At 66.5% G+C, this 20,878-nt stretch carries 21 protein-coding genes; 3 read left to right on the top strand and 18 right to left on the bottom strand.

Annotation, left to right across the window (positions count from 1 at the left end):
* Position 1 precedes the first annotated feature (1 nt).
* Genes ispG through dxr form a run of 3 tightly spaced genes read right to left on the bottom strand, consistent with a single transcriptional unit; the run spans position 2 to position 3,573 of the window.
* On the bottom strand, positions 2-1,165 hold the full coding sequence (ispG, locus tag QP996_RS01195; protein WP_284870802.1) for a flavodoxin-dependent (E)-4-hydroxy-3-methylbut-2-enyl-diphosphate synthase: 1,164 nt from the start codon (positions 1,163-1,165) through the stop codon (positions 2-4).
* A 20-nt stretch (positions 1,166-1,185) separates the two neighbouring features.
* Entirely contained in the window at positions 1,186-2,394 is a 1,209-nt protein-coding gene (locus tag QP996_RS01190) for a M50 family metallopeptidase (protein ID WP_284870801.1), read from the bottom strand.
* Positions 2,395-2,409: 15 nt separating this feature from the next.
* On the bottom strand, positions 2,410-3,573 hold the full coding sequence (gene dxr / locus QP996_RS01185) for a 1-deoxy-D-xylulose-5-phosphate reductoisomerase (RefSeq protein ID WP_284870799.1): 1,164 nt from the start codon (positions 3,571-3,573) through the stop codon (positions 2,410-2,412).
* 186 nt (positions 3,574-3,759) lie between these two features.
* On the opposite strand from dxr, the gene QP996_RS01180 reads away from it, so the two are divergent.
* A complete protein-coding gene (locus QP996_RS01180) occupies positions 3,760-4,293 on the top strand; it encodes a DUF2631 domain-containing protein (RefSeq protein ID WP_502870087.1) in 534 nt (177 codons plus the stop codon).
* Between the two features lie 233 nt (positions 4,294-4,526).
* On the opposite strand, the gene rlmN is transcribed toward QP996_RS01180, so the two are convergent.
* The 3 genes from rlmN to frr form a co-directional block, all read right to left on the bottom strand.
* On the bottom strand, positions 4,527-5,630 hold the full coding sequence (rlmN, locus tag QP996_RS01175; protein WP_284870798.1) for a dual-specificity RNA methyltransferase RlmN: 1,104 nt from the start codon (positions 5,628-5,630) through the stop codon (positions 4,527-4,529).
* A gap of 66 nt (positions 5,631-5,696) precedes the next feature.
* Positions 5,697-6,647, bottom strand: coding sequence for a phosphatidate cytidylyltransferase (locus QP996_RS01170; RefSeq protein WP_284870796.1), 951 nt, complete (start codon positions 6,645-6,647; stop codon positions 5,697-5,699).
* 6 nt (positions 6,648-6,653) lie between these two features.
* A complete protein-coding gene (gene frr / locus QP996_RS01165; RefSeq protein ID WP_284870794.1) occupies positions 6,654-7,211 on the bottom strand; it encodes a ribosome recycling factor in 558 nt (185 codons plus the stop codon).
* A gap of 77 nt (positions 7,212-7,288) precedes the next feature.
* Between frr and QP996_RS01160 the strand changes: the two genes are divergently transcribed.
* Positions 7,289-8,371: an amidase family protein gene (locus tag QP996_RS01160; RefSeq protein WP_284870793.1), complete on the top strand. Its 1,083-nt coding sequence runs from the start codon at positions 7,289-7,291 to the stop codon at positions 8,369-8,371.
* Here QP996_RS01160 and pyrH read toward each other — a convergent pair.
* The 3 genes from pyrH to rpsB form a co-directional block, all read right to left on the bottom strand.
* Positions 8,368-9,051: a UMP kinase gene (pyrH, locus tag QP996_RS01155; protein ID WP_284870910.1), complete on the bottom strand. Its 684-nt coding sequence runs from the start codon at positions 9,049-9,051 to the stop codon at positions 8,368-8,370. The genes QP996_RS01160 and pyrH overlap by 4 nt on opposite strands.
* Positions 9,052-9,284: 233 nt before the next feature.
* On the bottom strand, positions 9,285-10,103 hold the full coding sequence (gene tsf, locus QP996_RS01150) for a translation elongation factor Ts (RefSeq protein WP_284870792.1): 819 nt from the start codon (positions 10,101-10,103) through the stop codon (positions 9,285-9,287).
* Positions 10,104-10,310: 207 nt separating this feature from the next.
* Positions 10,311-11,258, bottom strand: coding sequence for a 30S ribosomal protein S2 (rpsB, locus tag QP996_RS01145; RefSeq protein ID WP_284870791.1), 948 nt, complete (start codon positions 11,256-11,258; stop codon positions 10,311-10,313).
* Positions 11,259-11,558: 300 nt separating this feature from the next.
* On the opposite strand from rpsB, the gene QP996_RS01140 reads away from it, so the two are divergent.
* Complete coding sequence (locus QP996_RS01140; protein ID WP_284870790.1) at positions 11,559-12,098, top strand: M23 family metallopeptidase; 540 nt, start codon at positions 11,559-11,561, stop codon at positions 12,096-12,098.
* On the opposite strand, the gene QP996_RS01135 is transcribed toward QP996_RS01140, so the two are convergent.
* The 9 genes from QP996_RS01135 to QP996_RS01095 all read right to left on the bottom strand — a co-directional run bounded on the left by QP996_RS01135 (position 12,061) and on the right by QP996_RS01095 (position 20,844).
* Positions 12,061-12,954 carry a tyrosine recombinase XerC gene (locus QP996_RS01135; protein ID WP_284870789.1) on the bottom strand — a complete coding sequence of 298 codons (894 nt, stop codon included), beginning with the start codon at positions 12,952-12,954 and terminating at the stop codon, positions 12,061-12,063. The genes QP996_RS01140 and QP996_RS01135 overlap by 38 nt on opposite strands.
* A 24-nt stretch (positions 12,955-12,978) precedes the next feature.
* On the bottom strand, positions 12,979-14,154 hold the full coding sequence (locus tag QP996_RS01130) for a DNA-processing protein DprA (protein ID WP_284870787.1): 1,176 nt from the start codon (positions 14,152-14,154) through the stop codon (positions 12,979-12,981).
* Positions 14,155-15,678 (bottom strand): YifB family Mg chelatase-like AAA ATPase, encoded by a 1,524-nt coding sequence (locus QP996_RS01125; protein WP_284870786.1) that lies wholly within the window; start codon positions 15,676-15,678, stop codon positions 14,155-14,157.
* The gene (locus QP996_RS01120) at positions 15,665-16,045 is read right to left on the bottom strand and encodes a YraN family protein (RefSeq protein WP_284870785.1); all 381 of its coding nucleotides are present in this window, start codon (positions 16,043-16,045) and stop codon (positions 15,665-15,667) included. The genes QP996_RS01125 and QP996_RS01120 overlap by 14 nt, the downstream gene beginning before the upstream one ends.
* Before the next feature lie 182 nt (positions 16,046-16,227).
* Entirely contained in the window at positions 16,228-16,533 is a 306-nt protein-coding gene (locus QP996_RS01115; protein WP_034998651.1) for a DUF2469 domain-containing protein, read from the bottom strand.
* Positions 16,530-17,186, bottom strand: a complete 657-nt coding sequence (locus QP996_RS01110; protein WP_284870784.1) for a ribonuclease HII — start codon at positions 17,184-17,186, stop codon at positions 16,530-16,532. Before QP996_RS01110 ends, QP996_RS01115 begins: the two co-directional genes overlap by 4 nt.
* Positions 17,187-17,190: 4 nt before the next feature.
* On the bottom strand, positions 17,191-17,925 hold the full coding sequence (lepB, locus tag QP996_RS01105) for a signal peptidase I (RefSeq protein ID WP_284870909.1): 735 nt from the start codon (positions 17,923-17,925) through the stop codon (positions 17,191-17,193).
* Between the two features lie 186 nt (positions 17,926-18,111).
* Positions 18,112-18,459, bottom strand: a complete 348-nt coding sequence (gene rplS, locus QP996_RS01100) for a 50S ribosomal protein L19 (RefSeq protein ID WP_194559489.1) — start codon at positions 18,457-18,459, stop codon at positions 18,112-18,114.
* A gap of 114 nt (positions 18,460-18,573) precedes the next feature.
* Positions 18,574-20,844, bottom strand: a complete 2,271-nt coding sequence (locus QP996_RS01095; RefSeq protein ID WP_284870781.1) for a Tex family protein — start codon at positions 20,842-20,844, stop codon at positions 18,574-18,576.
* Between the last annotated feature and the right edge of the window lie 34 nt (positions 20,845-20,878).

Genomic DNA, 20,878 nt, shown 5'->3' with positions numbered 1-20,878 from the left:
GTTAGCGAGTGACCTTGACCTCGGCCTTAGCGCCGGCGACCTCCTCGAGGCCTTCCTCCTCGGCGATGCGGTGCGCGTAATCAATGAGCGTTTCCACGATCTTGGACTCCGGCACGGTCTCCACGACCTCGCCCTTGACAAAGATCTGGCCCTTGCCGTTGCCGGACGCCACACCAAGATCGGCGTCGCGCGCCTCGCCCGGGCCGTTGACAACGCATCCCATCACGGCCACGCGCAGCGGGAACTCCATGCCGTCCAGGCCGGCGGTGACCTCCTCGGCGAGCTTGTACACGTCCACCTGGGCGCGACCGCACGACGGGCAGGAGACGATCTCCAGCTTGCGCGGGCGCAGGTTCATCGACTGCAGGATCTGGTCGCCGACCTTGATCTCCTCCACCGGGTCCGCGGACAGGGACACGCGGATCGTGTCGCCGATGCCCTGCGACAAAAGCGCGCCGAACGCCACGGAGGACTTGATGGTGCCCATGAACTTCGGGCCTGCCTCAGTCACGCCGAGGTGCAGCGGGTAGTCGGTCTTCTCCGCGAGCTGACGGTAGGCCTCCACCATCAGCACCGGGTCGGAGTGCTTCACCGAGATGGCGATGTCGCCGTAGCCGTACTCCTCGAACAGTCCGGCCTCGTAGATCGCGGACTCCACGAGCGCCTCCGGGGTGGCCTTGCCGTACTTCTCCAGCAGGCGCTTGTCCAGGGAGCCGCCATTGACGCCGATGCGGATCGGGATACCCGCGTCCCCCGCAGCCTTGGCCACCTCCTTAACGCGGCCGTCGAACTCCTTGATGTTGCCCGGGTTCACGCGCACGGCCGCGCAGCCGGCATCGATGGCCGCGAAGATGTACTTCGGCTGGAAGTGGATGTCCGCGATCACCGGGATCGGCGACTTCGCGGCAATCGCCGGCAGGGCCTCCGCATCCACGGTCTTCGGACAGGCCACGCGCACGATGTCGCAGCCTGCGGTGGTGAGCTGCGCGATCTGCTGCAGCGTGGCGTTGATGTCGTGCGTCTTCGTCGTGGTCATGGACTGCACAGAAATCGGGTGATCCGAACCGACACCGACATCGCCCACCATCAGCTGACGGGTAGTGCGGCGCGGAGCCAAAGTCGGTGCCGGGCCTTCGGGCATGCCTAATCCGATGGGGGTGTTCATGGTGGCTAACTCTAGCACCGTCAGCCAAAAATTCGGACGGGGTTGACCACGTCCGCGGCCATGACCAACACACCGACGCCGAGCAGCAGCGCTGCCATGGCGTACGTCAAGGGCATGAGCTTTTCGTAGTTCGTGGGAGCGCCCGGGCCGAGGCCACGGAGGCGTCGTAAAGCATCGCGAATCTTTTCGTACAGCACCACCGCAATGTGCCCGCCGTCCAGCGGCGGCAGCGGCACAAGGTTGAACAGGGCGAGGAAGAAGTTCAGGCTGGCCAGCATCATCCAGAACGCGGACCACATGTCCTGCTCCACCAGCTCGCCGCCGGCGCGCGAGGCGCCGATGACACTGACCGGGCCTTCGATGTCGCGCTCCGCGCCGAAAATGGAGGCCACAACGCCGGGGATTTTCGCCGGGAACGACGCGATGCCGTCCACTGTCGCGCGCAACATCCGGCCGGTGAAGTGCAAGGTTGCGGGCACAGCCTCGGCGGGCCCGTACTGCTTCACCGCGTCGGGCACAGGCGCGGGGGCGATGCCCACCGCGCCCTGGGTGACGCGCTCGCCGGTGGCCGGGTCGATGCGCTCCACCTCGGCGACGGGGACGTCGATAGTGATAGTTTCACCGCCGCGCAGCACCTCGAGGGCCACCGTTTCGCCGGGCTGCTTCGCGACGGCATCGCGCAACTGCCCGAACTGCTCAATCTTCTGCCCATTCAGCGCCACCAACGTGTCGCCTGCTTGGACACCGGCCTGGCCAGCCGGACCCGCGCCGGAGCACTCCCCCAGCGTCTCCGCATCCACTTGGTCCGCCACGCACACCGTCTTGCCCACACGCGGGGTAAAATCCGCGTCCGGGTTCGGAATGCCGGAGAACACCGCCACGAAGTAGGTGATTATCACGCCGATGAGCAGGTTCATCACAATGCCGCCTGCGAGCACCGCGATGCGCTGCCACGCCGGCTTGTTCACCATCGCGTGCGGCTCCTCCTCGGGCGTGAGGGGATCCATGGCGGTCATGCCCGCGATGTCGCAGAACCCGCCGAACGGCAGCGCGGCGACGCCGTACTCGGTGTGGCCCTTCGTGGTCGACCACACCGTGGGCCCGAAACCGATGAAGTAGCGACGCACGCGCATGCCGAAGGCGCGGGCAGTGAACATGTGCCCGGCCTCGTGCAGCGCAATGGACGCGGCGATCGCAAGCGCGAACGCCAGAATGCCTAGCGCACCCACAAAACCCCTTGCGCGCTACGCGCTGGCGATGCGCTCGACAACAGCCTCCGCGCGCTCGCGGGCGCGGGACTCGGTGCGCAGGACCGCGTTGACGTCAGCAGGCGCCTCCGCGAAATCGCTTGCGCCGTCGAGGACCTCGGCGATGATGTCCACGATGTGCGGGAACTTGATGCGGCCTTCCACGAACGCGTCCACAGCAACTTCGTTGGCCGCATTGTAAATCGCCGGGTACGGCTCACCCTTCTCCGCGGCCTGGCGGGCAAGTTTCACCGCCGGGAACGCATCTTCATCCAGCGGCTCGAAGGTCCACTCGAAGGACTGCGAGAAGTCCAGGGCAGGCTGCGCCTCCGGGATACGGTTGGGCCAATTCAGCGCGTGGGAGATCGGCAGCATCATCGACGGCGGAGACGCCTGGGCGATGGTCGCGCCGTCGGTGAACGTCACCATGGAGTGGACGATGGACTGCGCATGGACGGTCACATCGATGTCGTCCGGGTCCACGTCGAACAGCAGCGATGTCTCGATGAGCTCGAGGCCTTTGTTCACCATCGTCGCGGAGTTCAGCGAGTTCATCGACCCCATAGACCACGTCGGGTGGTCCACGGCCTGCTCGTAGGTGACCTCCATGAGCTCCTCGCGGGACTTGCCACGGAACGGACCACCGGAGGCAGTGAGGACGAAGCGGGACACATCCCCGCGGTCACCGGAGCGCAGCGCCTGCGCCATCGCGGAGTGCTCGGAGTCCACCGGGACAATCTGTCCGGGTTTCGCCGCCTCTAGCACGAAGCGGCCGCCAGCGACAAGCGACTCCTTGTTCGCCAGCGCCAGCGTCGCACCCGACTTCAGCGCGGCGAGGGTGGCCGGCAGGCCAGCAGAGCCGACCAGTGCGTTGAGCACCAGGTCCGCCTCCTGCGACTCCACCAGCGCGGCCGCGCAGGTGTCGCCGGTAATGACGAAGCCGCCGAGCGCCTTCGACACCTTCTTGGCTCCTTCCAGATCGCGCACGGCAATCTGGTCGGCGCTGAGGCCGAATTCGCGGGCTTGCTCAATCGCCCGGTCAGGGTTGGTTCCGCCGGTGGCGATGCCGACCACGTTGAACTGGTCTCTATGTTTGCGGATGACATCAATCGCCTGAGAACCGATAGAACCTGTCGAGCCCAAGATGATTACATTCTTCACGTGCCTATTGTGACATGAAACAGCACATTCTGGCACTGTGCGGGCCTAATCCCGTGGACTGTGGTGCGAAAGTTTGAACACATTGGGGGTTGGAAGTCCCCTCTGCCCCACCCGGTGTGCGATGATAGGCGCTGAAAGTTTTACCAATCTTGGCAACCGCTAACCAGGCTTTGAAGGAGCATTCCAGTGGCCCACGCGAAGGAAAACGCACCCCAGGTGTACAACGGTGTTTCTGAGGCGGACGTTCCGTCTGCCCGTTTCGGCTGGAGCGCGTTCACTGACCGCACCATCCAGATCGCCGGTTGGATCTCCGTCCTGTTCCTCATTGCCTACAACTTTGGCAACCACCAGGGCCACGTCGAGACCATCTGGCTCATCTCCCTGGCTGTGCTGATCGCACTCGGCCTGATCCTGCACGCGACCAAGCCGAAGCTGAACCAGGTGCGCACCGTCACGTCCCACAACAAGCCTGTGGGCCACCAGGAGCCGGACTGGATCTACAACCAGGCCACCCTCTCCGGTGATGTGTACGAAAACCTCTCCGACTCCCAGCTGCGCGCCCTGAACATCGAGCCGGGCCGCGTCGCCCACCTGCGTCCGGCACGCGGCCAGGAGCGCGTGGTCGAGCGCAGCGCTTCCCGCCCGGTCGATGCGGCGCACCAGCGCGAGGACGTTGAGGTCATCACCGTCGAGTCCCGCGGCAAGCACGAGCGCATCTAAGCTTCTCGACGGCACCGTCACCGCCAGCCCCGCCGCTGGCGGTTTTTTCGTGCCCGTTTGCTCGCCTTGCACCCCACTCGCCACCTCCCCTTTCCGCCTTGGCCCGAATCCGCAGACCCAGAGCAAGAGACCCCTAGTATGGCCCTATTTTGGGCATACTAGGGGTCCTGTACTGGGGGTCTGTGCGCGGAGGCGTGCTCGGGAGGGTTGTAAGCTCGGCAGAAGCTAAGCGGCTAGCTGGCGTCCTCGTCGGCGGCGAGCTGGCCGCAGGCGGCTGCGATTTCCTGGCCCTTGGTGTCGCGCACTGTACACGGCACGCCCTGGGCGGCCACGCGGCGGACGAACTCGTCCTGGCGGGCCTTCGGCGAGGCGTCCCACTTCGAGCCCGGGGTGGGGTTGAGCGGGATCACGTTGACGTGCACGCGCGATCCCAGCGCCGAGTGCAGCTTCTTTCCCAGCAGGTCCGCGCGCCAGTCGTGGTCGTTCATGTCGCGGATCAGGGCGTACTCGATGGACACGCGGCGGCCGGTCTCGTCCGCATAGTAGCGGGCGGCGTCCAGTACTTCGGACACTGCGAAGCGGTTGTTGACGGGGACGAGTTCGTCGCGGAGCTCGTCGTCAGGCGTGTGCAGGCTCACCGCCAGGGTGCAGGACAGCCCCTCGTCCGCGAGCATGCGGATCTGCGGGGCAAGCCCCACCGTGGAGACGGTGACGTTGCGTTGGGAGATGCCAAAGCCGTCCGGGGACGGCTGCGTGATCTGGCGCACCGCCTCCACAACGCGCTTGTAGTTGGCCAACGGCTCCCCCATGCCCATGAACACGATGTTGGACAGGCGCGAGCCCTCCGCGGCCATCATCGCCGCGGCCGCGCGGACCTGGTCGACGATCTCTGCCACGGACAGGTTGCGGTCCAGCCCGCCCTGGCCGGTGGCGCAGAACGGGCAGGCCATGCCGCAACCGGCCTGCGAGGAGATGCACAGGGTGGCGCGGCCCGGGTAGCGCATGAGGACGGATTCCAGCAGGGTGCCGTCGTGAAGCCGCCACAGCGTCTTCGTCGTGTCGCCCTCATCGGTCTCTACCGTGCGCACCGGCGCCAAAAGCGTGGGAAACAGCGCGTCCTTGACAGTTTGGCGCTGTGCCTCCGGCAGGTCCGTCATGGTCAACGGGTCAGCTTCGAACTTGCCGTAGTAGTGGCGCGCGATCTGGTCGGCGCGGAACTTGGGCAGGCCGAGTTCCTTGAGCGCGTCGATGCGCTCGTCTTTGCTCAAGTCCGCGAAGTGCTTCGGCGGCATGCCGCGCTTCGGCGCGAGCAGCTGGATCTGGGGGAAATCGCTCATAGTGCGCCCCATCTTGGCACGTCGCGCCGCGAATTTCGAGTCTGGCGCGGGCTGAGAACCGGCCGGCTAACCGTTCATCAGCGCGATGGTGGTGAGCAGGATGTACGTCGCCGCCGCGGCGGGCAGCATGCCGTCGAGGCGGTCCATGATGCCGCCGTGGCCCGGCAGCAGGTCCGACATGTCCTTGATGCCCAGCTCGCGTTTGAACTGGCTTTCCACCAAATCGCCCATGGTCGCGCAAATAACCAGGGCGATGCCGAGCACGATGCCCATCCACCACGGGCCGTGGATGAGGAAGGTCACCACCAGCACGCCGGTGATGATGCCCGCGGTCATGGATCCGGCGAAGCCTTCCCAGGACTTGTTCGGGCTGACCGCCGGGGCCATCGGGTGGGAGCCGAACATCACTCCCGCGGCGTATCCGCCGACATCGTTGGCCACGACGCACAGCATGAACGCCACGATGTAGGCGGAGCCGTCAACCCCGGCCTCGGTGATCCGGGAAATCATGGCCGCGAATGTGCCGAACAGCGGGATCCACGCGAGCACGAAAATCGCAACTGCGGTGTCCCGCAGGTAGTTCTCGGGCTGGTGGTGCCTGCCCTGGTGGAACATGCCCCAGAACATCACCACCAGCACTGTGAAGGCGAATCCAGCCACTAGGCCAGTAGTGCCGTATGGCACGGACAGCCAGAGCATGGCCTGGCCCAAGATGATCATCAGCGTGCGCGGCTGGACGTAGCCGGCCTCGCGCAGGCGCGTCATCACCTCCCACATGGCCAGCGCCACGGCGACGGCGACCAGCGGGTACCAGGCAACCGGCCCGATCCACACCGCCGCGATCACCAGCGCGCCGAGCACCACGCCGGTCGCGATCGCCGCCGGCAGGTTGCGCCCCGCCTTGTTCTTCGGCTTCGGGGCGCGGCTGGGCCAGCGGCTCGGGGTGGCCTCAGGTGCCTCCGGAGCATCGCTCACGGCCGCACCCATCTCGGTGGTTTCCGTCTGCGCCTTCGACACGTCGGCTTAGACCTCCAGCAGCTCGTTTTCCTTGCGCTGCACGATCTCGTCGATCTGCCCGACGTAGCCCTGGGTGGTCTTGTCCAGCGCCTTTTCTGCGGTCTGCACCTCGTCCTCGCCTGCGTCGCCGTCCTTCTGAATCTTCTTCAGCGCTTCCATGCCCTGACGGCGCACGTTGCGGATGGCGATCTTGCCGTCCTCGCCCTTCTGCTTGGCCTGCTTGACCAGCTCCTTGCGGCGCTCCTCAGTCAGCTGCGGGATGGTCACGCGGATGACCTGGCCGTCGTCGGTCGGGTTCACGCCGAGGTCGGAGTTGCGGATGGCGTTTTCAATCTCGCCCATGGTGGACATGTCGTACGGCTTGATCAAAAGCATGCGCGGCTCCGGCACCGAGATGGTGGCCATCTGGTTGATCGGGGTGGGCGCGCCGTAGAAGTCCGCCATCACGCCGTTGAACATCGCCGGGTTGGCGCGGCCGGTGCGGATGGTGGCCAGCTCGTTTCGGGTGTGTTCAACGGAGGCGGTCATGCGCTCTTCGGCGTCCAGCAAAACGTCATCAATCATGGTTCTTACCCCTATCGTTTCTCGGGTTTGCGTCCCCCTTAACTTACCAGCGCTTGCCGCGTGCCTAGACTGTCGCCATGCCGCACCCAGCCTTCACGTTCGTCGCGCCGCCTGGCGCTGCGCTCACGGGCCCGCCCGGCGGGCGTCTTTCTGGCTGGAGCGTCCCGATCAAAGACGGCACCGATGTCGCAGGCATGCCCACCACGCACGGCAACCCCGCCCGCACCTACATCGCGCGGGAGACGGATCCGTTCGCGCAGATGCTTATCGACGCCGGAGCGCGCGTCCACGCCAAAACCCTGACTTCCGAGCTCGGCGCCACCTGCTACGCGGAGCGCCCCGGCGTGGCCGTGCTAGAATCGCCCGCCTTCCCCGGCTGCACCCCCGGCGGCTCCTCCGCGGGCGCCGCAGTCGTGGTGGCGGACGGCACGGTGCGCGCCGCCCACGGCACCGACGCCGGCGGCTCGATCCGCGTGCCGGCCGCGGCCTGCGGGGTGGTGGGGCTGAAGCTTGCTAGCCACGAGCTGTCCGCCCACGGGTTTTTCACCCGCGACGTCGCGGATCTGTTCACGCTCACCGGTTGGACACCACCCGCAGCAAGAAGGCTGCGCATCGGTGTGCTCACCCGGGGCGTGTTCGCGGACCCTGAGGTGTCGGAGGGGCGCGGAGCTGACGTCGAGAAGCTTGCTGCTGCCCTTGGACGCGCCCACGATGTGGTGGAGATTTCCCCGTACGCCGAGTCGCGCGAAACGTACGCGCACTTCAGCACCACAATCACGCGCTCGTTCAAGAATGTTGACCCGCTGGACAGCGGCTACATCGCGTGGCTGAAGGAGGAAGCGCACCGCCTGCGGCCAGAGCAGATCGCCGCGGCGAAAGCGCACACGCGCGAGCTGCCCGCGCTGCTTGCGGCGCAGTGGGGCGTGGATGTGGTGCTCTGCCCCACCATCGCGTTCGATCCGCCCCCGCTCGGCTACTTCCCCGCGCTGTCTCCCGAGGATAGCTTCCACGCGCAGACCGAGTGGTCGCCGTGGTGTTCGGTGTTCAATATGCTGCGCACCCCCGCAATCGCTCTTGCGGGGGTGCATCTGGGCAGCCTGACACTTAGCGGCCCGGAGTTGCTCGGCTTGGCGGCGCACGCCGAGCTGTTGCGCGCTTAGGCCACCAGCGTGCCCACCTGCTCGCCGGACACGGCGCGGGCGATGTTGCCCTCCTCCAGCAGGTTGAACACCAAAATGGGCATGTTGTTGTCCATGCAGAGGCTGAACGCGGTGGCGTCGGCGACTTTCAGTCCGTTTTCGATGACCTCGCGCGGGGAGATCTCGGAGTACAGCTTCGCGTCCGGGTTCTCGCGCGGGTCGGAGTCGTACACGCCGTCGACGCCCTTGGCCATCAGCAGCACCTCGCAACCGATCTCGAGCGCGCGTTGGGCGGCGGTGGTGTCCGTGGAGAAGTACGGCATGCCCATGCCGGCGCCGAAGATGACCACGCGGCCCTTCTCCAGGTGGCGGGCGGCGCGCAGCGGCAGGTACGGCTCGGCGATCTGGGCCATGTTGATGGAGGTTTGCACGCGGCAGTCCACGCCCATCTGCTGCAGGAAGTCCTGCAGCGCCAGGCAGTTCATCACCGTGCCCAGCATGCCCATGTAGTCGGAGCGGGCGCGGTCCATGCCGCGCTGCTGCAGCTCGGCGCCGCGGAAGAAATTGCCGCCGCCGATGACCACGGCGACCTCGGTGCCTGCGCGTGCCACGTCTGCGATCTGGCGGGCGACGGACTCGACCACATCCGGGTCGATGCCGACCTTGCCTCCGCCGAACATTTCACCGCCCAACTTCAGCATCACTCGCTTGAAACCTGTGCGGCTGGGATTGAGGTCAGTCACCGAAATTCGCTCCTTTTGCGCGGCGGGATGTGCAGATGTTCGCAGACGATTCTAGACGCGCTTTCGCGCGGGTACCGAAACGTGCGCTTCGGGCACTTTTTGCTCGACGACGAAGCCCCGCACACGCCACCGGCCCAACTGGGCGGAAGCGGTGCGGGGCTTGCAGTTAGCGCAACTTTGCGCTGAAAAGCTTAAGCCTGGCCGACCTCGAAGCGGACGAAGTCGGTGACCTCGATGCCGTTCTCCTCGGCGAACTGCTTAACGGTCTTCTTGGAATCCGCCAGGGACGGCTGATCCAGCAGGACAACGTCCTTGAAGAAGCCGCCCATGCGGCCCTCGACGATCTTGGCGATGGCAGCTTCCGGCTTGCCCTCGTTGCGGGTGATCTCTTCCTGGACCGCGCGCTCCTTCTCAATGACGTCGGCCGGGACCGACTCCTGGTTGAGGTAGCGGGCCTTCATCGCGGCGATCTGCAGAGCGACCTGGTGCGCGGCCTCAGCGTTGTCGCCGGTGTAGGACACGAGCACGCCGACTGCCGGCGGCAGGTCTGCGGCCTTCTGGTGCAGGTACTTCGCCACCTGCTCGCCCTCGATGGTGGCGGCGCGGCGCAGCTCGAGCTTCTCGCCGATCTTGGCGGAGAGAGCTTCCAGGACGTCGTGCGCGGTCTGGCCGTTCACGTCTGCGTTCGCGAGCTCCTCCTGGGAGTTCGCCTTCACTGCGGCGGCAGCGTCAGCGATCTGGGCGGCGATGTCCTTGAACTCCTGGTTCTTGGCCACGAAGTCGGTCTCAGAGTTGATCTCGACGATGGTGTTGCCGGAGACGGCGACCAGGCCCTCGAGGGCGTTGCGCTCTGCGCGCTTGCCCACGTCCTTCGCGCCCTTGATGCGGAGGTTTTCGACGGCCTTATCGAAGTCGCCGCCGGTCTCCTCGAGTGCCTTCTTGCAGTCGAGCATGCCGGAGCCGGTGGTCTCGCGGAGCTTCTTGACGTCAGCAGCAGTGTAGTTCGCCATAGTGGGCGATCCTCCTCGTGAAAGTGTTGCTAAAAGTGTTCAAACCGTTTCAAGCGTAGCCGACAGTACTCACTGTGGCACGGCTTGGAGCGGGGGCGCACACAAAACACCCCGCGCCCGCACTGTCCCGGGCGTGAAAGCCGGCGGGCGTGAGCGGAACGCGGGGTGCGCGTGCAGGTGGCGTGCAGGTGGCGTGAGCCGTAAAGCTTACGCCTGGGTTGCAGACCCGTCGCCGGACTCGTTCGCCTTGGTCTCAGCCTGCTCAGCTGCGCGGACAGCGTGCGGCTGCTCAACCTCCGCGACCTCCTGCGGAGCCGCGGACTCAGCTGCGACGGCAGCCTTCGCTGCGTCGGCTGCGGAAACCTCCTCGGAAGCGGCGGCCTGCGCAGCTGCCTCGGCAGCCTCAGCCTGACGCTTCGCGTCATTGTCACCTGCAGCGTCGCGTGCGGAAGCGAGCTGGCGCTCCTCGCGCTGCTGCTTACCGGCGATGACAGCCTCACCCACGATGTGGGTGAGCAGCTTCACGGCGCCGATGGCGTCGTCGTTGCCCGGGATCGGGAAGTCGACAACGTCCGGGTCGCAGTTGGTGTCCAGGATGGCAACCACCGGGATGCGCAGCTTCTGCGCCTCGTTGACGGCAATGTGCTCCTTGTTGGTGTCCACGATCCACAGCGCGGACGGCGCCTTGGTCATGTCGGCGATGCCGCCCAGCACACGCTCGAGCTTGACGCGCTCACGGGTGAGCATGAGGACTTCCTTCTTGCCGCGGCCTGCGTAGCCGTCCTCGGCTGCGTCCATGGCCTGCAGTTCCTTCATGCGGCCGATGCGCTTGGACACGGTCTGGAAGTTGGTGAGCATGCCGCCCAGCCAGCGGTGCGTCACGTACGGCATGCCGACGCGCTGCGCCTCTTCCTGGATCGGCTCCTGTGCCTGCTTCTTGGTGCCGACGAACAGGATGGTGCCGCCGTGTGCGACGGTTTCCTTGACAAACTCGTAGGCCTCATCGATGTAGGTCAGCGTCTGCTGCAGATCGATGATGTAGATGCCGTTACGGTCGGTGAAGATGAAGCGGCGCATCTTCGGGTTCCAGCGACGCGTCTGGTGGCCGAAGTGCACACCGGCGTCGAGGAGTTCACGCATGGTTACAACTGCCATGGTTTTGTCTCCTTCGGAGAAAGTAGTTCGGTTACTTGCATGTCTCACGTGCGGGTTTTTATCCCGCACCCTGGCACCGTGCTCGCCCTGCACCCTGTGAGAGGGACCGTCGCTGAGCAGGCATTATCCGGCGCGCGTAGTCAGCCCATAAAAGCTGCCCGTGCAACACTACCCGCCCGCGCCCACGAAACCTAATCTCAACAGCGCCTTCTGTGGATAACGCCGCGGCGGGCGGCGGGTTATCCACAGATTTCCGTCACCGGTCTAGTTTTCTTGCCCTCGGCGTGCTCGTATTCACTCATGCGCCTATCGACGATCCTCCGGTCCACCACCGCCCTCATCCTCGCCACCGCCACCTGCGCCGCCCCGGCAGCCGCCTGGGTCGATCCCGCCGCCGGCACCCCGCACCCGGCGGCGGTGTCGCGGCCCGCGGACATCCCGGAGCAGAACTGGAAGCCCGGCCACCGCGGCGTGGACTTGCCGCTGCGCCTCGGCGCTGACGTGCTTGCCGCAGGCGACGGCGTGGTGGCGTTTGTTGGCGTGGTGGCCGGCACCCCGGTGGTCTCCGTCGACCACGCCGGCGGGATCCGCACCACGTATCAGCCGGTGCGCTCCCCGCTCGCCGCCGGCGACACGGTGCGAGAAGGCGAGCCGATCGGCACTCTCGCGCACGCGCCCGCGGGGTTTACCGGCTCCCACGACGGGCTGCACTGGGGTGCCCTTGTGGGTAAGGACTCCTACATCGACCCGCTCACGTTATTAGAGGCGCCGCGGATCCGGCTCAAACCCATGGACGGTTCTTCTACGCGCGCGGGTGCGCCTGGTCGTAGACGCGCTTGAGCCGCTGCGCGGAGACGTGGGTGTAGATCTGCGTGGTTTGCAGGCTGGTGTGGCCGAGCATCTCTTGCACCACGCGCAGGTCCGCCCCGCCTTCGAGCATGTGGGTGGCGGTGGTGTGGCGCAGCGTGTGCGGGCTGACGTGCTCTACCCCGGCGCGCTGCCCGGCGCGCTCGACGATGCGGCGCACCTGGCGCTGGTCGATGCGCCCGCCGCGGGAGCCGACGAACATCGCCTGCGTGTCGGAAGCGAGTTCCGCGCGGCCGAACTCCAGCCACTCGGATACGGCCGCCGCGGCTTCGTCGCCGAACGGCACGACGCGTTGCTTGTTGCCCTTACCGGTGACGTGCGCGAGACCGCGGGCCAAGTCCACGTCGCCGAGGTTTAAGCCCGTCAGCTCCCCGACGCGGATGCCGGTGGCGTAGAGCAGCTCGAGCATGGCGCGGTCACGCAGGTACTCGGCCGGGTGGGCGTCGTCGGCCGTGCCCGCCTCCACGAGCTCCCCGGCGCGCTCGCCTTTGACCACCGTGGGCAGCGGGCGGCTGACCTTGGGTGCCTTCAGCCGTGCGGCGGCGTCGGTGGAGATGTAGCCCTGCCGGTAGGCCCAGGTGGAAAAGGCGCGGGCGGCGGCGGTGCGGCGCGCCAGCGTGGCCCGGCTCTTGCCAGCGCTCATGGCATCGGCCAGCCAGCGCCGCAGCGCGTCGAGGGTGAACGCCTCAAAAGTGTCCGCGTAGCCCGCGAGCCCTTTCAGGTCCGCGGCGTAGCCCTTGACTGTGTTTGGGGAGCGGCCGAGGACAAGTTCGGCGTATTCGGCGAAGTCGTCCACCGCCGCCTGGACTTGCCCCAGCTGTTCACTCATGTCACGGCAGTGTACTCGCTCCCCTTACTCGGGCTGTTCCACCCGCGACCAGAGGCGCTTGTCGCGCTCCACCAGCCCGCGCTTGGATAGGTCCATCAGGATGTGCACCGTCAGCGCGATGGAAAGCCCCGAATCCGCCGCCACTGCCTCGGCTTCCCGGCCGGTGCGGCCGGCGGGCGGCAGGGCGTCGTAAATGCGCAGCTCGTTGCGGGAGAGCTGCTGGGTCACGCTCGGCGGGTACTGCATCTCCATCTGTTCCTCGGCGCTGTATTCGCCGACGGCGGAGAGCTGCTCGTGGATCTGGCCGGCGTTGAGCACCATCTCAGCCTCGTTGCTCTGGATGGCCAGATTCGCGCCGAGGGATTGGGCGTCCGTGACCGGCCCCGGCACCGCCATGGCGGTGCGGTTGAACACGTTGACCCATTTCAGGGTGTTTAAGGCCCCGGAGCGAAACGGCGCTTCCACCAGCACGGTGCCCAGCGTCAGCGCCGCCACGAGGCGGTTTCTGGTGAGGAAGCGGTGCCTGTCTGGCGTGACAGAGGGCGGATATTCGGTGACCAACGCGCCGCCTGTGGCCACCACGCGCTCGAAGAGCGCCTTGTTGGAGCGCGGGTAGTGCTCGCCAGGCCCGCAGGCCGCCACCACCACGGTCGGGGTGTTCACATCCATGGCCGTCGTGTGGGCAACTGTGTCGATGCCCAGCGCACCGCCGGAGACAACCGTGTAGTTGTGCCCGCCCAGCCCGGCAACAAGATCTTTGGTTGCCATATGGCCGTACTTGGTGGCGTGGCGTGTGCCCACCACGCCGACGGACTGGGCGAACAGCCCCGGCAGGTTGGTGTTTCCCGCAACCCACAGCGCGTGCGGCGCTATGCCGTCCGGCTGGTGACTGGCCTTGTTCGCCGCCCCCGTTTGCTGGCGGCCGAACGAGCACGCAATCGCCTCCGCCGGCCACTGCGGCGACTCCGGCGTGAGCAGCGTGTAGCCGAGCTCCGCGGCGAACTCGAGGTCCTCGGCCGGGCGGTCCCAGGTGTAGCGGTTCTCGGTCTGGGACAGCAGGCCACCGATCCAGGTGGCGCGGGTGCGCACGCCGTCGGCGATCTCGTCTGCGGTCTTGCCCACACGCAACATCGCTTGAATGTGGTACGACGGCCCTTCTACCACTCGCGAAAGGTAGGCCCAAGATTCCAGGGAAGACATCTACGCCACCTCCTGCTGCAGCTGGTGCTCACGCATCTCCACGGCACGGCAGACATGGTGGATGTCCGGCTGGTCCATCTCTTCTAAGTCCGCGAGCGTCCAAGCCAACTTCAGGCATTTATCCACCCCGCGCTGCGTGATCTTGCCTTCCATCAACGCGGCCTGCAGCATCGCCATCGCCGATTCCTTGGCGGGGAAATGCCTCCGGATTAAGGTCGCCGGCACACGCCCGTTGACGGTCTCGTTACAGCCCGCCTTCGCCCACCGGGCCGCGGCGCGCTCGCGGGAGGAAGCCACGCGCTGCGCGATGCTAATCGACGGCTCCGCGTCCCTCGGGCTGAGCACCGCCGCGTCACCAGCAGTGGTGATGAAGACGTCCAGGCGGTCCTTCAACGGGCCGGAGACGTTGCTCAAGTGCCGCGCACGCTGCGGAGACTTGCACGTGCACTGCCCCTTGATCCGCTGGCAGGCGCACGGGTTCGCCGCCAGCACCAGTTGGAAATCCGCCGGGTAGACCACTTCCCTTCGCGCCCGAGTCAGCCGCACCTCCCGCTTTTCCAGCGGGATGCGCAGCGCGTCGAGGACGGGCGCCGGGATCTCGGAGGCCTCGTCCAAAAACAGCACCCCGCGGTGCGCCTGGCTCACCACGCCTGGGGTCGGCGTGCCACCTCCCCCGCCGATCAGCGCCGCACGCGTCAGCGAGGGGTGCGGGGCGATAAACGGCCGAGTTTCCACTACCCCGCCGCCGGAAACCCCGGCCGCGGAGTGGATGGCGGTGACCTCAACCATCTCCTGCACATCCATCGGCGGCAGAATCGACGGGATTCGCTCCGCCAGCATGGACTTGCCCGAGCCCGGCGGGCCGATCATCATCACGTGGTGGCCGCCGGCCGCGGCCACCTCGAGTGCCTCGCGCTCCTCGGACATCCCCGCCAGGTCCTGGAAATCCGGCACCGCCCGCTGCAGCGCGGCCGCTTCCGGCGCTGTGGCAGGTTCCAGCTCCGCTTCGCCGGTGATCCACTGCCACACCTGCGCAAGCGAATCCGCCACCAGCACCTCCCGGCGGCCCAGCAGCGCAGCCTCTTCGGCGTTGGCCCTGGGCACGACGACGGTGCGGATTGGGCCTGCCGCGTCGAATGCTGCGATGAGCATCGGCAGCACGCCTTCGGCCCGTCGCAAAGTCCCGTCCAGGGCCAGCTCCCCGCAGAACATGGTGGATGCGAGCCTGCGCTCCACCCGCGGGTCCAGACTTCCCAGCACCGCCAGCGCGATGGGTAGGTCGAAGTGCGAACCGGCCTTGGGCAGATGCGCGGGTGACAGCGACACCATGATCTTCGTGCGCGGCCACGGCAGGGCAGAATTCGAAATCGCGGTGCGGATGCGATCGCGCGACTCTTTCACCGCAGCGTCCCCCAGGCCCACCATGTGCATGCCGGGCAACCCGGCGCCGACGTTAGCCTCCACCGTGACCAAGCGGGCGGTGACCCCCTCCACGGTCGCACTCATCGTGCTAGCAAGCGCCATCTTCCACCCCCGGGAACCGGCGCAGGATGTAGTCCTCGCCGTCGAAGACCACCTCCACCACGTCGAGGCGGATCGGGCGGTACTGGCCCTGCGCATGCTTGTCCAGCCACTGCGCCGCGCACCGGCGCATGGTGTTGAGCTTCTTGGTTGTCACCGCTTCCGCGGCGCCGAACGCGGTGCCGCGGCGCGACTTCACCTCCACGAAGACGACGGTGCCGTCCTCGTCCTCAACGACGGCGTCGATCTCGCCCGCCCGCATGCGTTGCCGCTGGCCCAACAGCGTGTAGCCCTCGTCCTCGTACCACCTGATGGCTGCGTGCTCGCCAGCCCTGCCCAGCTCCCACTGGTCCTGATAGTTCACCTGCACGGTGCCTCCCCGTTTCATAGAGTTGCCAAAAATGTTGGTCCTCTATCAGACGCAAAAGGCCCCGCCGCGGTTCCATGGCGCGGGCAGTTTTGCAAAACTCGGCGACCGCACCGGTATTTGGCCAGGTAAATGCCTGACGCAACGCGCGACACGCCGAGTTTTACAAACGGCTCGCTACAGCCCTACTCCGGGAAGGTCAGATCGGGCTTGTCCAGCTCCTCGATGTTGACGTCCTTGTAGGTGATCACGCGCACATAGCGCACGAAGCGCACCGCGCGGTACATGTCCCACACCCACGCGTCCGACATCAGCACCTCATAGTAGACGTCGCCGCCGTCGGTGTGCGGGATGAGCTTGACGCCGTTGGCCAGGTAGAACCGGCGCTCCGTTTCCACCACGTAGGAGAACTGGCTGGCCACGTCCCGGTACTCGCGGTAGAGGGAAAGCTCGACGTCAGCCTCGTAGTTGTCAAGATCCTCGGCGCTCATGCCTGCCCCTTCTTGCTGGACTGCCAATAGAAGTCGTCAGCGTCCCTGACGTTCGCATAACTATAACGGTGCTCAGGGCTCGCACCGTGGCGGCGCACCGCGTCCATGTGCACCTTCGTGGAATACCCCTTGTGGCCCTCCAACCCATACTGGGGAAACTTCTGGGCCATCTCGCACACCAGCCGGTCCCGGCTCACCTTCGCCAGCACGCTCGCCGCGGCGATGCAGCGGGCCGTGTAGTCGCCTCCCACCACCGGCAGTTGGGGTGAGGGCAGGCCCGGGATACGGAATGCGTCGATAAGCACATAACCCGGCTTAACCGAAAGCCCGGCGATGGCGCGGCGCGCGCCGTCGAGGTTGGCGCGCTGGATACCGCGCCGGTCAATCTCGGCCGCGGGGATGTGCACCACCGAATACGCCACCGCAATTTCTTGCACAGCGTCGAACAACATGTCGCGCTTGCGGGCGGTGAGCTTCTTGGAATCCGTGAGCTCCTCCAGCGCCGGCTGAGGTTGTGTCGGCAGCACGCACGCGGCGATGGTGATGGGGCCGAAACACGCGCCGCGGCCGGCCTCGTCCACCCCCGCCACCGGGCCGAAGCCGGCCTTGTCCAGGGCGACCTCGTAGGTGCGCAGCTGCTTTAAGCGCCGCACGGGCCTACTGCTGGATGTCCGGGTCGCCCACGCCTTGCATGCGGTTGAGAGGGAAGACCACAGCCTTGACCTTGCCGCGAATGTTCTCTTCCGGGATGGTGCCCTGGAACTGGTCGCCCATGTGTGCGCGCGAATCCAGGGAGTTGGTGCGGTTGTCGCCCATCATGAAGTAGTTGCCCTCCGGCACCGTCACCGGGCCGAAGAACGGACCACCGCAGGCGTCGGAGCCCGTGGATTCATCCACCGGGTAGAAGTTCGGCTGCAGGGTGTAGGACTGGTCGATCGGCTTGCCATCCACCATGATCGCCGGGTCCCCCGCCTGGCAGGACACCGTCTGCCCGCCGGTGGCGATGATGCGCTTGACCAGAGTGTTCTCGTCCTTCGGCACCAACCCCACCCAGGAACCGACCTCCTGCATGCCACGGATGACCGGGTTGGAGGAACGGTTGGAGTCAAAGCCCGTGTTCCACGAGTCGGTGCCGGCGAAGACGATCACGTCGCCCGGCTCCGGCTCGGAGAAGTAGTAGCTGACCTTCTCCACGAAGATGCGGTCACCGGAACCGGATTCTCCGTGCAGCGTGGGCTCCATAGAAGCGGACGGGATGACGTAGAGGCGGCCGATGAACGTCTGGATCACAAACATGATCAGCAGCGTCAGCACCACCACGACCGGGATCTCCACGTACCAGGGAAGCTCCTTTTTCTCCTCTGGCTCGTCCGCGGCCGGGCGCTGCGCCACCGGGGCCGCGTCACGGCGCGGCTCGGCGGCGTAGGGGTTGTGGGGCTGTGCAGGCTTCGGCGCGGAAGGCTCGCCTGCGGGTCCGTTCACGTTGGTCACCCGGGATACGTTAGCACCGCGGGAGGCGTCGACAAGCAAAGTGCCCCGCCCGAGCGAACTCGGACGGGGCACTCTAGCGCGCTGAAACTAGCGGCGCTCCTTGATGCGGGCAGCCTTGCCGCGCAGGTCGCGCATGTAGTACAGCTTGGCGCGGCGGACGTCGCCCTTGCGCACAACCTCGATCTTCTCGATGTTCGGGGAGTGCACCGGGAAGGTACGCTCAACCGCGATACCGAAGGAAACCTTGCGCACGGTGAAGGTCTCGCGGATGCCGTCGCCCTGGCGGCGGACCACAAAGCCGGTGAAGACCTGCGTACGGGTCACAGAACCCTCGATAACCTTGACGTGGACGTCGAGGGTGTCGCCCGGGCGGAAGTCCGGGATGTCGTCGCGCAGCTGGCCTGCGTCAACAAGATCAATGATGCCGTTGCTCATGAAAGCAATCCTTTACGTGTTCGGACAGAGGACCCTGGCGGCACTTCCCCATCTGGGGCGCTCGGCCGGTTCATGTCGATTACAAGAACCTGCAGCATTTTACATATGCGCCGGTCACTTCCCAAATCCGGCACGCTTCAGCGCGTCGGCCATGGAGCCGGATGCTTCTCGACGTCCCTCCGGTTTACCCCGCTTCCGGCTGCGCTGCTTGCGCGGTTTGTTCTGCGCCGGCTGGCCCGGCTCGTCCTCAAGCCGCAAGCTCAGGCCGATGCGGTTGCGGGCCACGTCGACGTCCATGACCTTGACTTTCACCACCTCGCCGGAGCGCACCACCTCGTGCGGGTCCGAGACGAACGTGTGGCTCATGGCAGAGACGTGGACCAGGCCGTCCTGGTGCACGCCCACGTCCACGAACGCTCCGAAGGCGGCGACGTTGGTCACCGTGCCCTCCAGGATCATGCCGGGTTTTAAGTCCTTGACCTCGTTGACGCCTTCCTTAAACTCGGCTGTCTTGAACTCCGGGCGCGGGTCTCGGCCCGGCTTGTCCAGCTCCGCGAGGATGTCGGTGACGGTGGGCACGCCGAACTGCTCGTCGGCGAAATCAGCCGGCGCGAGCTTGGTCAGCACCGCCGTGTTGCCGATGAGCTGCTCGGTGCTCAGGCCCGTGGCCTGGGCGACGCGCTCGACTACCGGGTAGGCCTCCGGGTGCACCGCGGAGCCGTCGAGCGGGTTGGCCCCGCCCTGGATGCGCAGGAAGCCTGCGGCCTGCTCGAACGCCTTCGGGCCCAGGCGCGGCACCTTGCCCAGCTCCTTGCGGGTGGTGAACCGGCCGTTTTCGTCGCGGTAGGCCACGATGTTTTTCGCCACCGTGCCCGACAGGCCAGCCACGCGCTCGAGCAGCGGCGCCGAGGCGGTGTTGACGTCCACGCCGACGGAGTTCACCGCGTCCTCCACCACCGCGTCCAGAGTCTGGGCGAGCGCGGTCTGGTTCACGTCGTGCTGGTACTGGCCCACGCCGATGGACTTCGGGTCCACCTTGACCAGCTCCGCCAGCGGATCCTGCAGGCGGCGCGCGATGGACACCGCCGAGCGCAGGGAGACGTCCATGTCCGGGAACTCCTCCGCCGCGATCTGGCTGGCGGAGTACACCGACGCGCCGGATTCGGACACCACCACCGGGGTCGGCCGCTTCCCGCCGGCCTGGGCGATCAGGTCCGCCACCTCGCCCGCGAGTTTTTCCGACTCGCGCGAGGCGGTGCCGTTGCCCACTGCGATGAGCTCCACGCCGTGCTGCGCGGCCAGCGACGCCAGCTCCGCGCGCGAGGCATCCCAGCGATTCTGCGGCTGGTGCGGGTAAACAATCGTGGTGGCCAGCACCTTGCCGGTCTCGTCCACCACAGCGCACTTCACGCCGTTGCGGTAGCCCGGGTCCAGCGCCAGTGTGGCGCGCTGGCCGGCGGGCGCGGCTAGCAGCACGTCGCGCAGGTTGGTCTTGAACACCTGCAGCGCGCCCTCCTCCGCCTTCTCCTTCAACCGCATGCGGGTATCCAGGTTCGCGGAGACCTGCAGCTTGGTGCGCCAACCCCAGCGCACCGCCTTGGCCAGCCACTCAGAGTCTTTGACCGGCAGGTCGAAGCGCTCCGCGATCATGCCCTCGTACACAGCCTCATCGCCCGGGTCCATATCCAGTGTGAGCACACCCTCGGCCTCGCCGCGCAGCAGCGCCAAGATGCGGTGGCTGGGCAGTTTCTCAAACGGCTCGGAGAACTCGAAGTAGTCCGCGAACTTCGCGCCCTCGGTCTCCTTGCCCTCCACCACGGAGGAGCGCATGGTGCCTTGGGTGTACACGCGGTCACGCACCTCGCCGACCAGGTCCGCGTCCGTGGCGAAGCGGTCCACCAGGATCGCGCGGGCACCCTCGAGCGCAGACTTCGCATCCGGGAAGCCTTCCGAGAAGTAGGCCTCGGCCAAGGTTTCGGGGTTGGCCGAAGGGTCGTCGATAAGCTGCTGCTCCAACGCCTCAAGCCCCGCCTCGCGCGCGATGTCAGCCTTGGTCTTACGGCGCTTCTTATACGGCAGGTAGAGGTCCTCCACACGCGCCTTCGTGTCGGCGGCGAGGATCGCCTGCTTCAGCTCGTCGGTAAGTTTTCCCTGCTCTTCGATGCTTTCCAGCACGGCTTGCTTGCGCTCGGCGAGCTCGAGCAGGTACGTGTTGCGCTCCTCGATGTGGCGCAACTGCGCGTCGTCGAGGCCGCCCGTGGCCTCCTTGCGGTAGCGGGCGATGAACGGGACGGTGTTGCCCTCCGCGAGCAGTTTCAGCGCCTGCTCGACCTGGTTGTCCCGCACATTGATTTCGTTCGCGATGGTGGCTGCGATTGATGTCATTCGGGCGAGTCTAGTCGCGCCATTTTGGCGGCAG

The sequence above is a fragment of the Corynebacterium sp. MSK008 genome (assembly GCF_030232585.1).
Lineage (GTDB): Bacteria > Actinomycetota > Actinomycetes > Mycobacteriales > Mycobacteriaceae > Corynebacterium.
This window is presented reverse-complemented; position numbering and strand designations above follow the sequence as displayed.

What these genes read in the sequence shown, in the direction of transcription:
- QP996_RS01125 (WP_284870786.1), bottom strand. Translation starts at nt 15,678, where the DNA reads ATGGCGCTTGCTAGCACGATGAGTGCGACCGTGGAGGGGGTCACCGCC.
- ispG (WP_284870802.1), bottom strand. Translation starts at nt 1,165, where the DNA reads ATGAACACCCCCATCGGATTAGGCATGCCCGAAGGCCCGGCACCGACT.
- QP996_RS01095 (WP_284870781.1), bottom strand. Translation starts at nt 20,844, where the DNA reads ATGACATCAATCGCAGCCACCATCGCGAACGAAATCAATGTGCGGGAC.
- rplS (WP_194559489.1), bottom strand. Translation starts at nt 18,459, where the DNA reads ATGAGCAACGGCATCATTGATCTTGTTGACGCAGGCCAGCTGCGCGAC.
- rpsB (WP_284870791.1), bottom strand. Translation starts at nt 11,258, where the DNA reads ATGGCAGTTGTAACCATGCGTGAACTCCTCGACGCCGGTGTGCACTTC.
- QP996_RS01140 (WP_284870790.1), top strand. Translation starts at nt 11,559, where the DNA reads ATGCGCCTATCGACGATCCTCCGGTCCACCACCGCCCTCATCCTCGCC.
- QP996_RS01130 (WP_284870787.1), bottom strand. Translation starts at nt 14,154, where the DNA reads ATGTCTTCCCTGGAATCTTGGGCCTACCTTTCGCGAGTGGTAGAAGGG.
- frr (WP_284870794.1), bottom strand. Translation starts at nt 7,211, where the DNA reads ATGATTGATGACGTTTTGCTGGACGCCGAAGAGCGCATGACCGCCTCC.
- QP996_RS01115 (WP_034998651.1), bottom strand. Translation starts at nt 16,533, where the DNA reads ATGAGCGCCGAGGATCTTGACAACTACGAGGCTGACGTCGAGCTTTCC.
- rlmN (WP_284870798.1), bottom strand. Translation starts at nt 5,630, where the DNA reads ATGAGCGATTTCCCCCAGATCCAGCTGCTCGCGCCGAAGCGCGGCATG.
- QP996_RS01135 (WP_284870789.1), bottom strand. Translation starts at nt 12,954, where the DNA reads ATGAGTGAACAGCTGGGGCAAGTCCAGGCGGCGGTGGACGACTTCGCC.
- QP996_RS01160 (WP_284870793.1), top strand. Translation starts at nt 7,289, where the DNA reads ATGCCGCACCCAGCCTTCACGTTCGTCGCGCCGCCTGGCGCTGCGCTC.
- pyrH (WP_284870910.1), bottom strand. Translation starts at nt 9,051, where the DNA reads ATGCTGAAGTTGGGCGGTGAAATGTTCGGCGGAGGCAAGGTCGGCATC.
- tsf (WP_284870792.1), bottom strand. Translation starts at nt 10,103, where the DNA reads ATGGCGAACTACACTGCTGCTGACGTCAAGAAGCTCCGCGAGACCACC.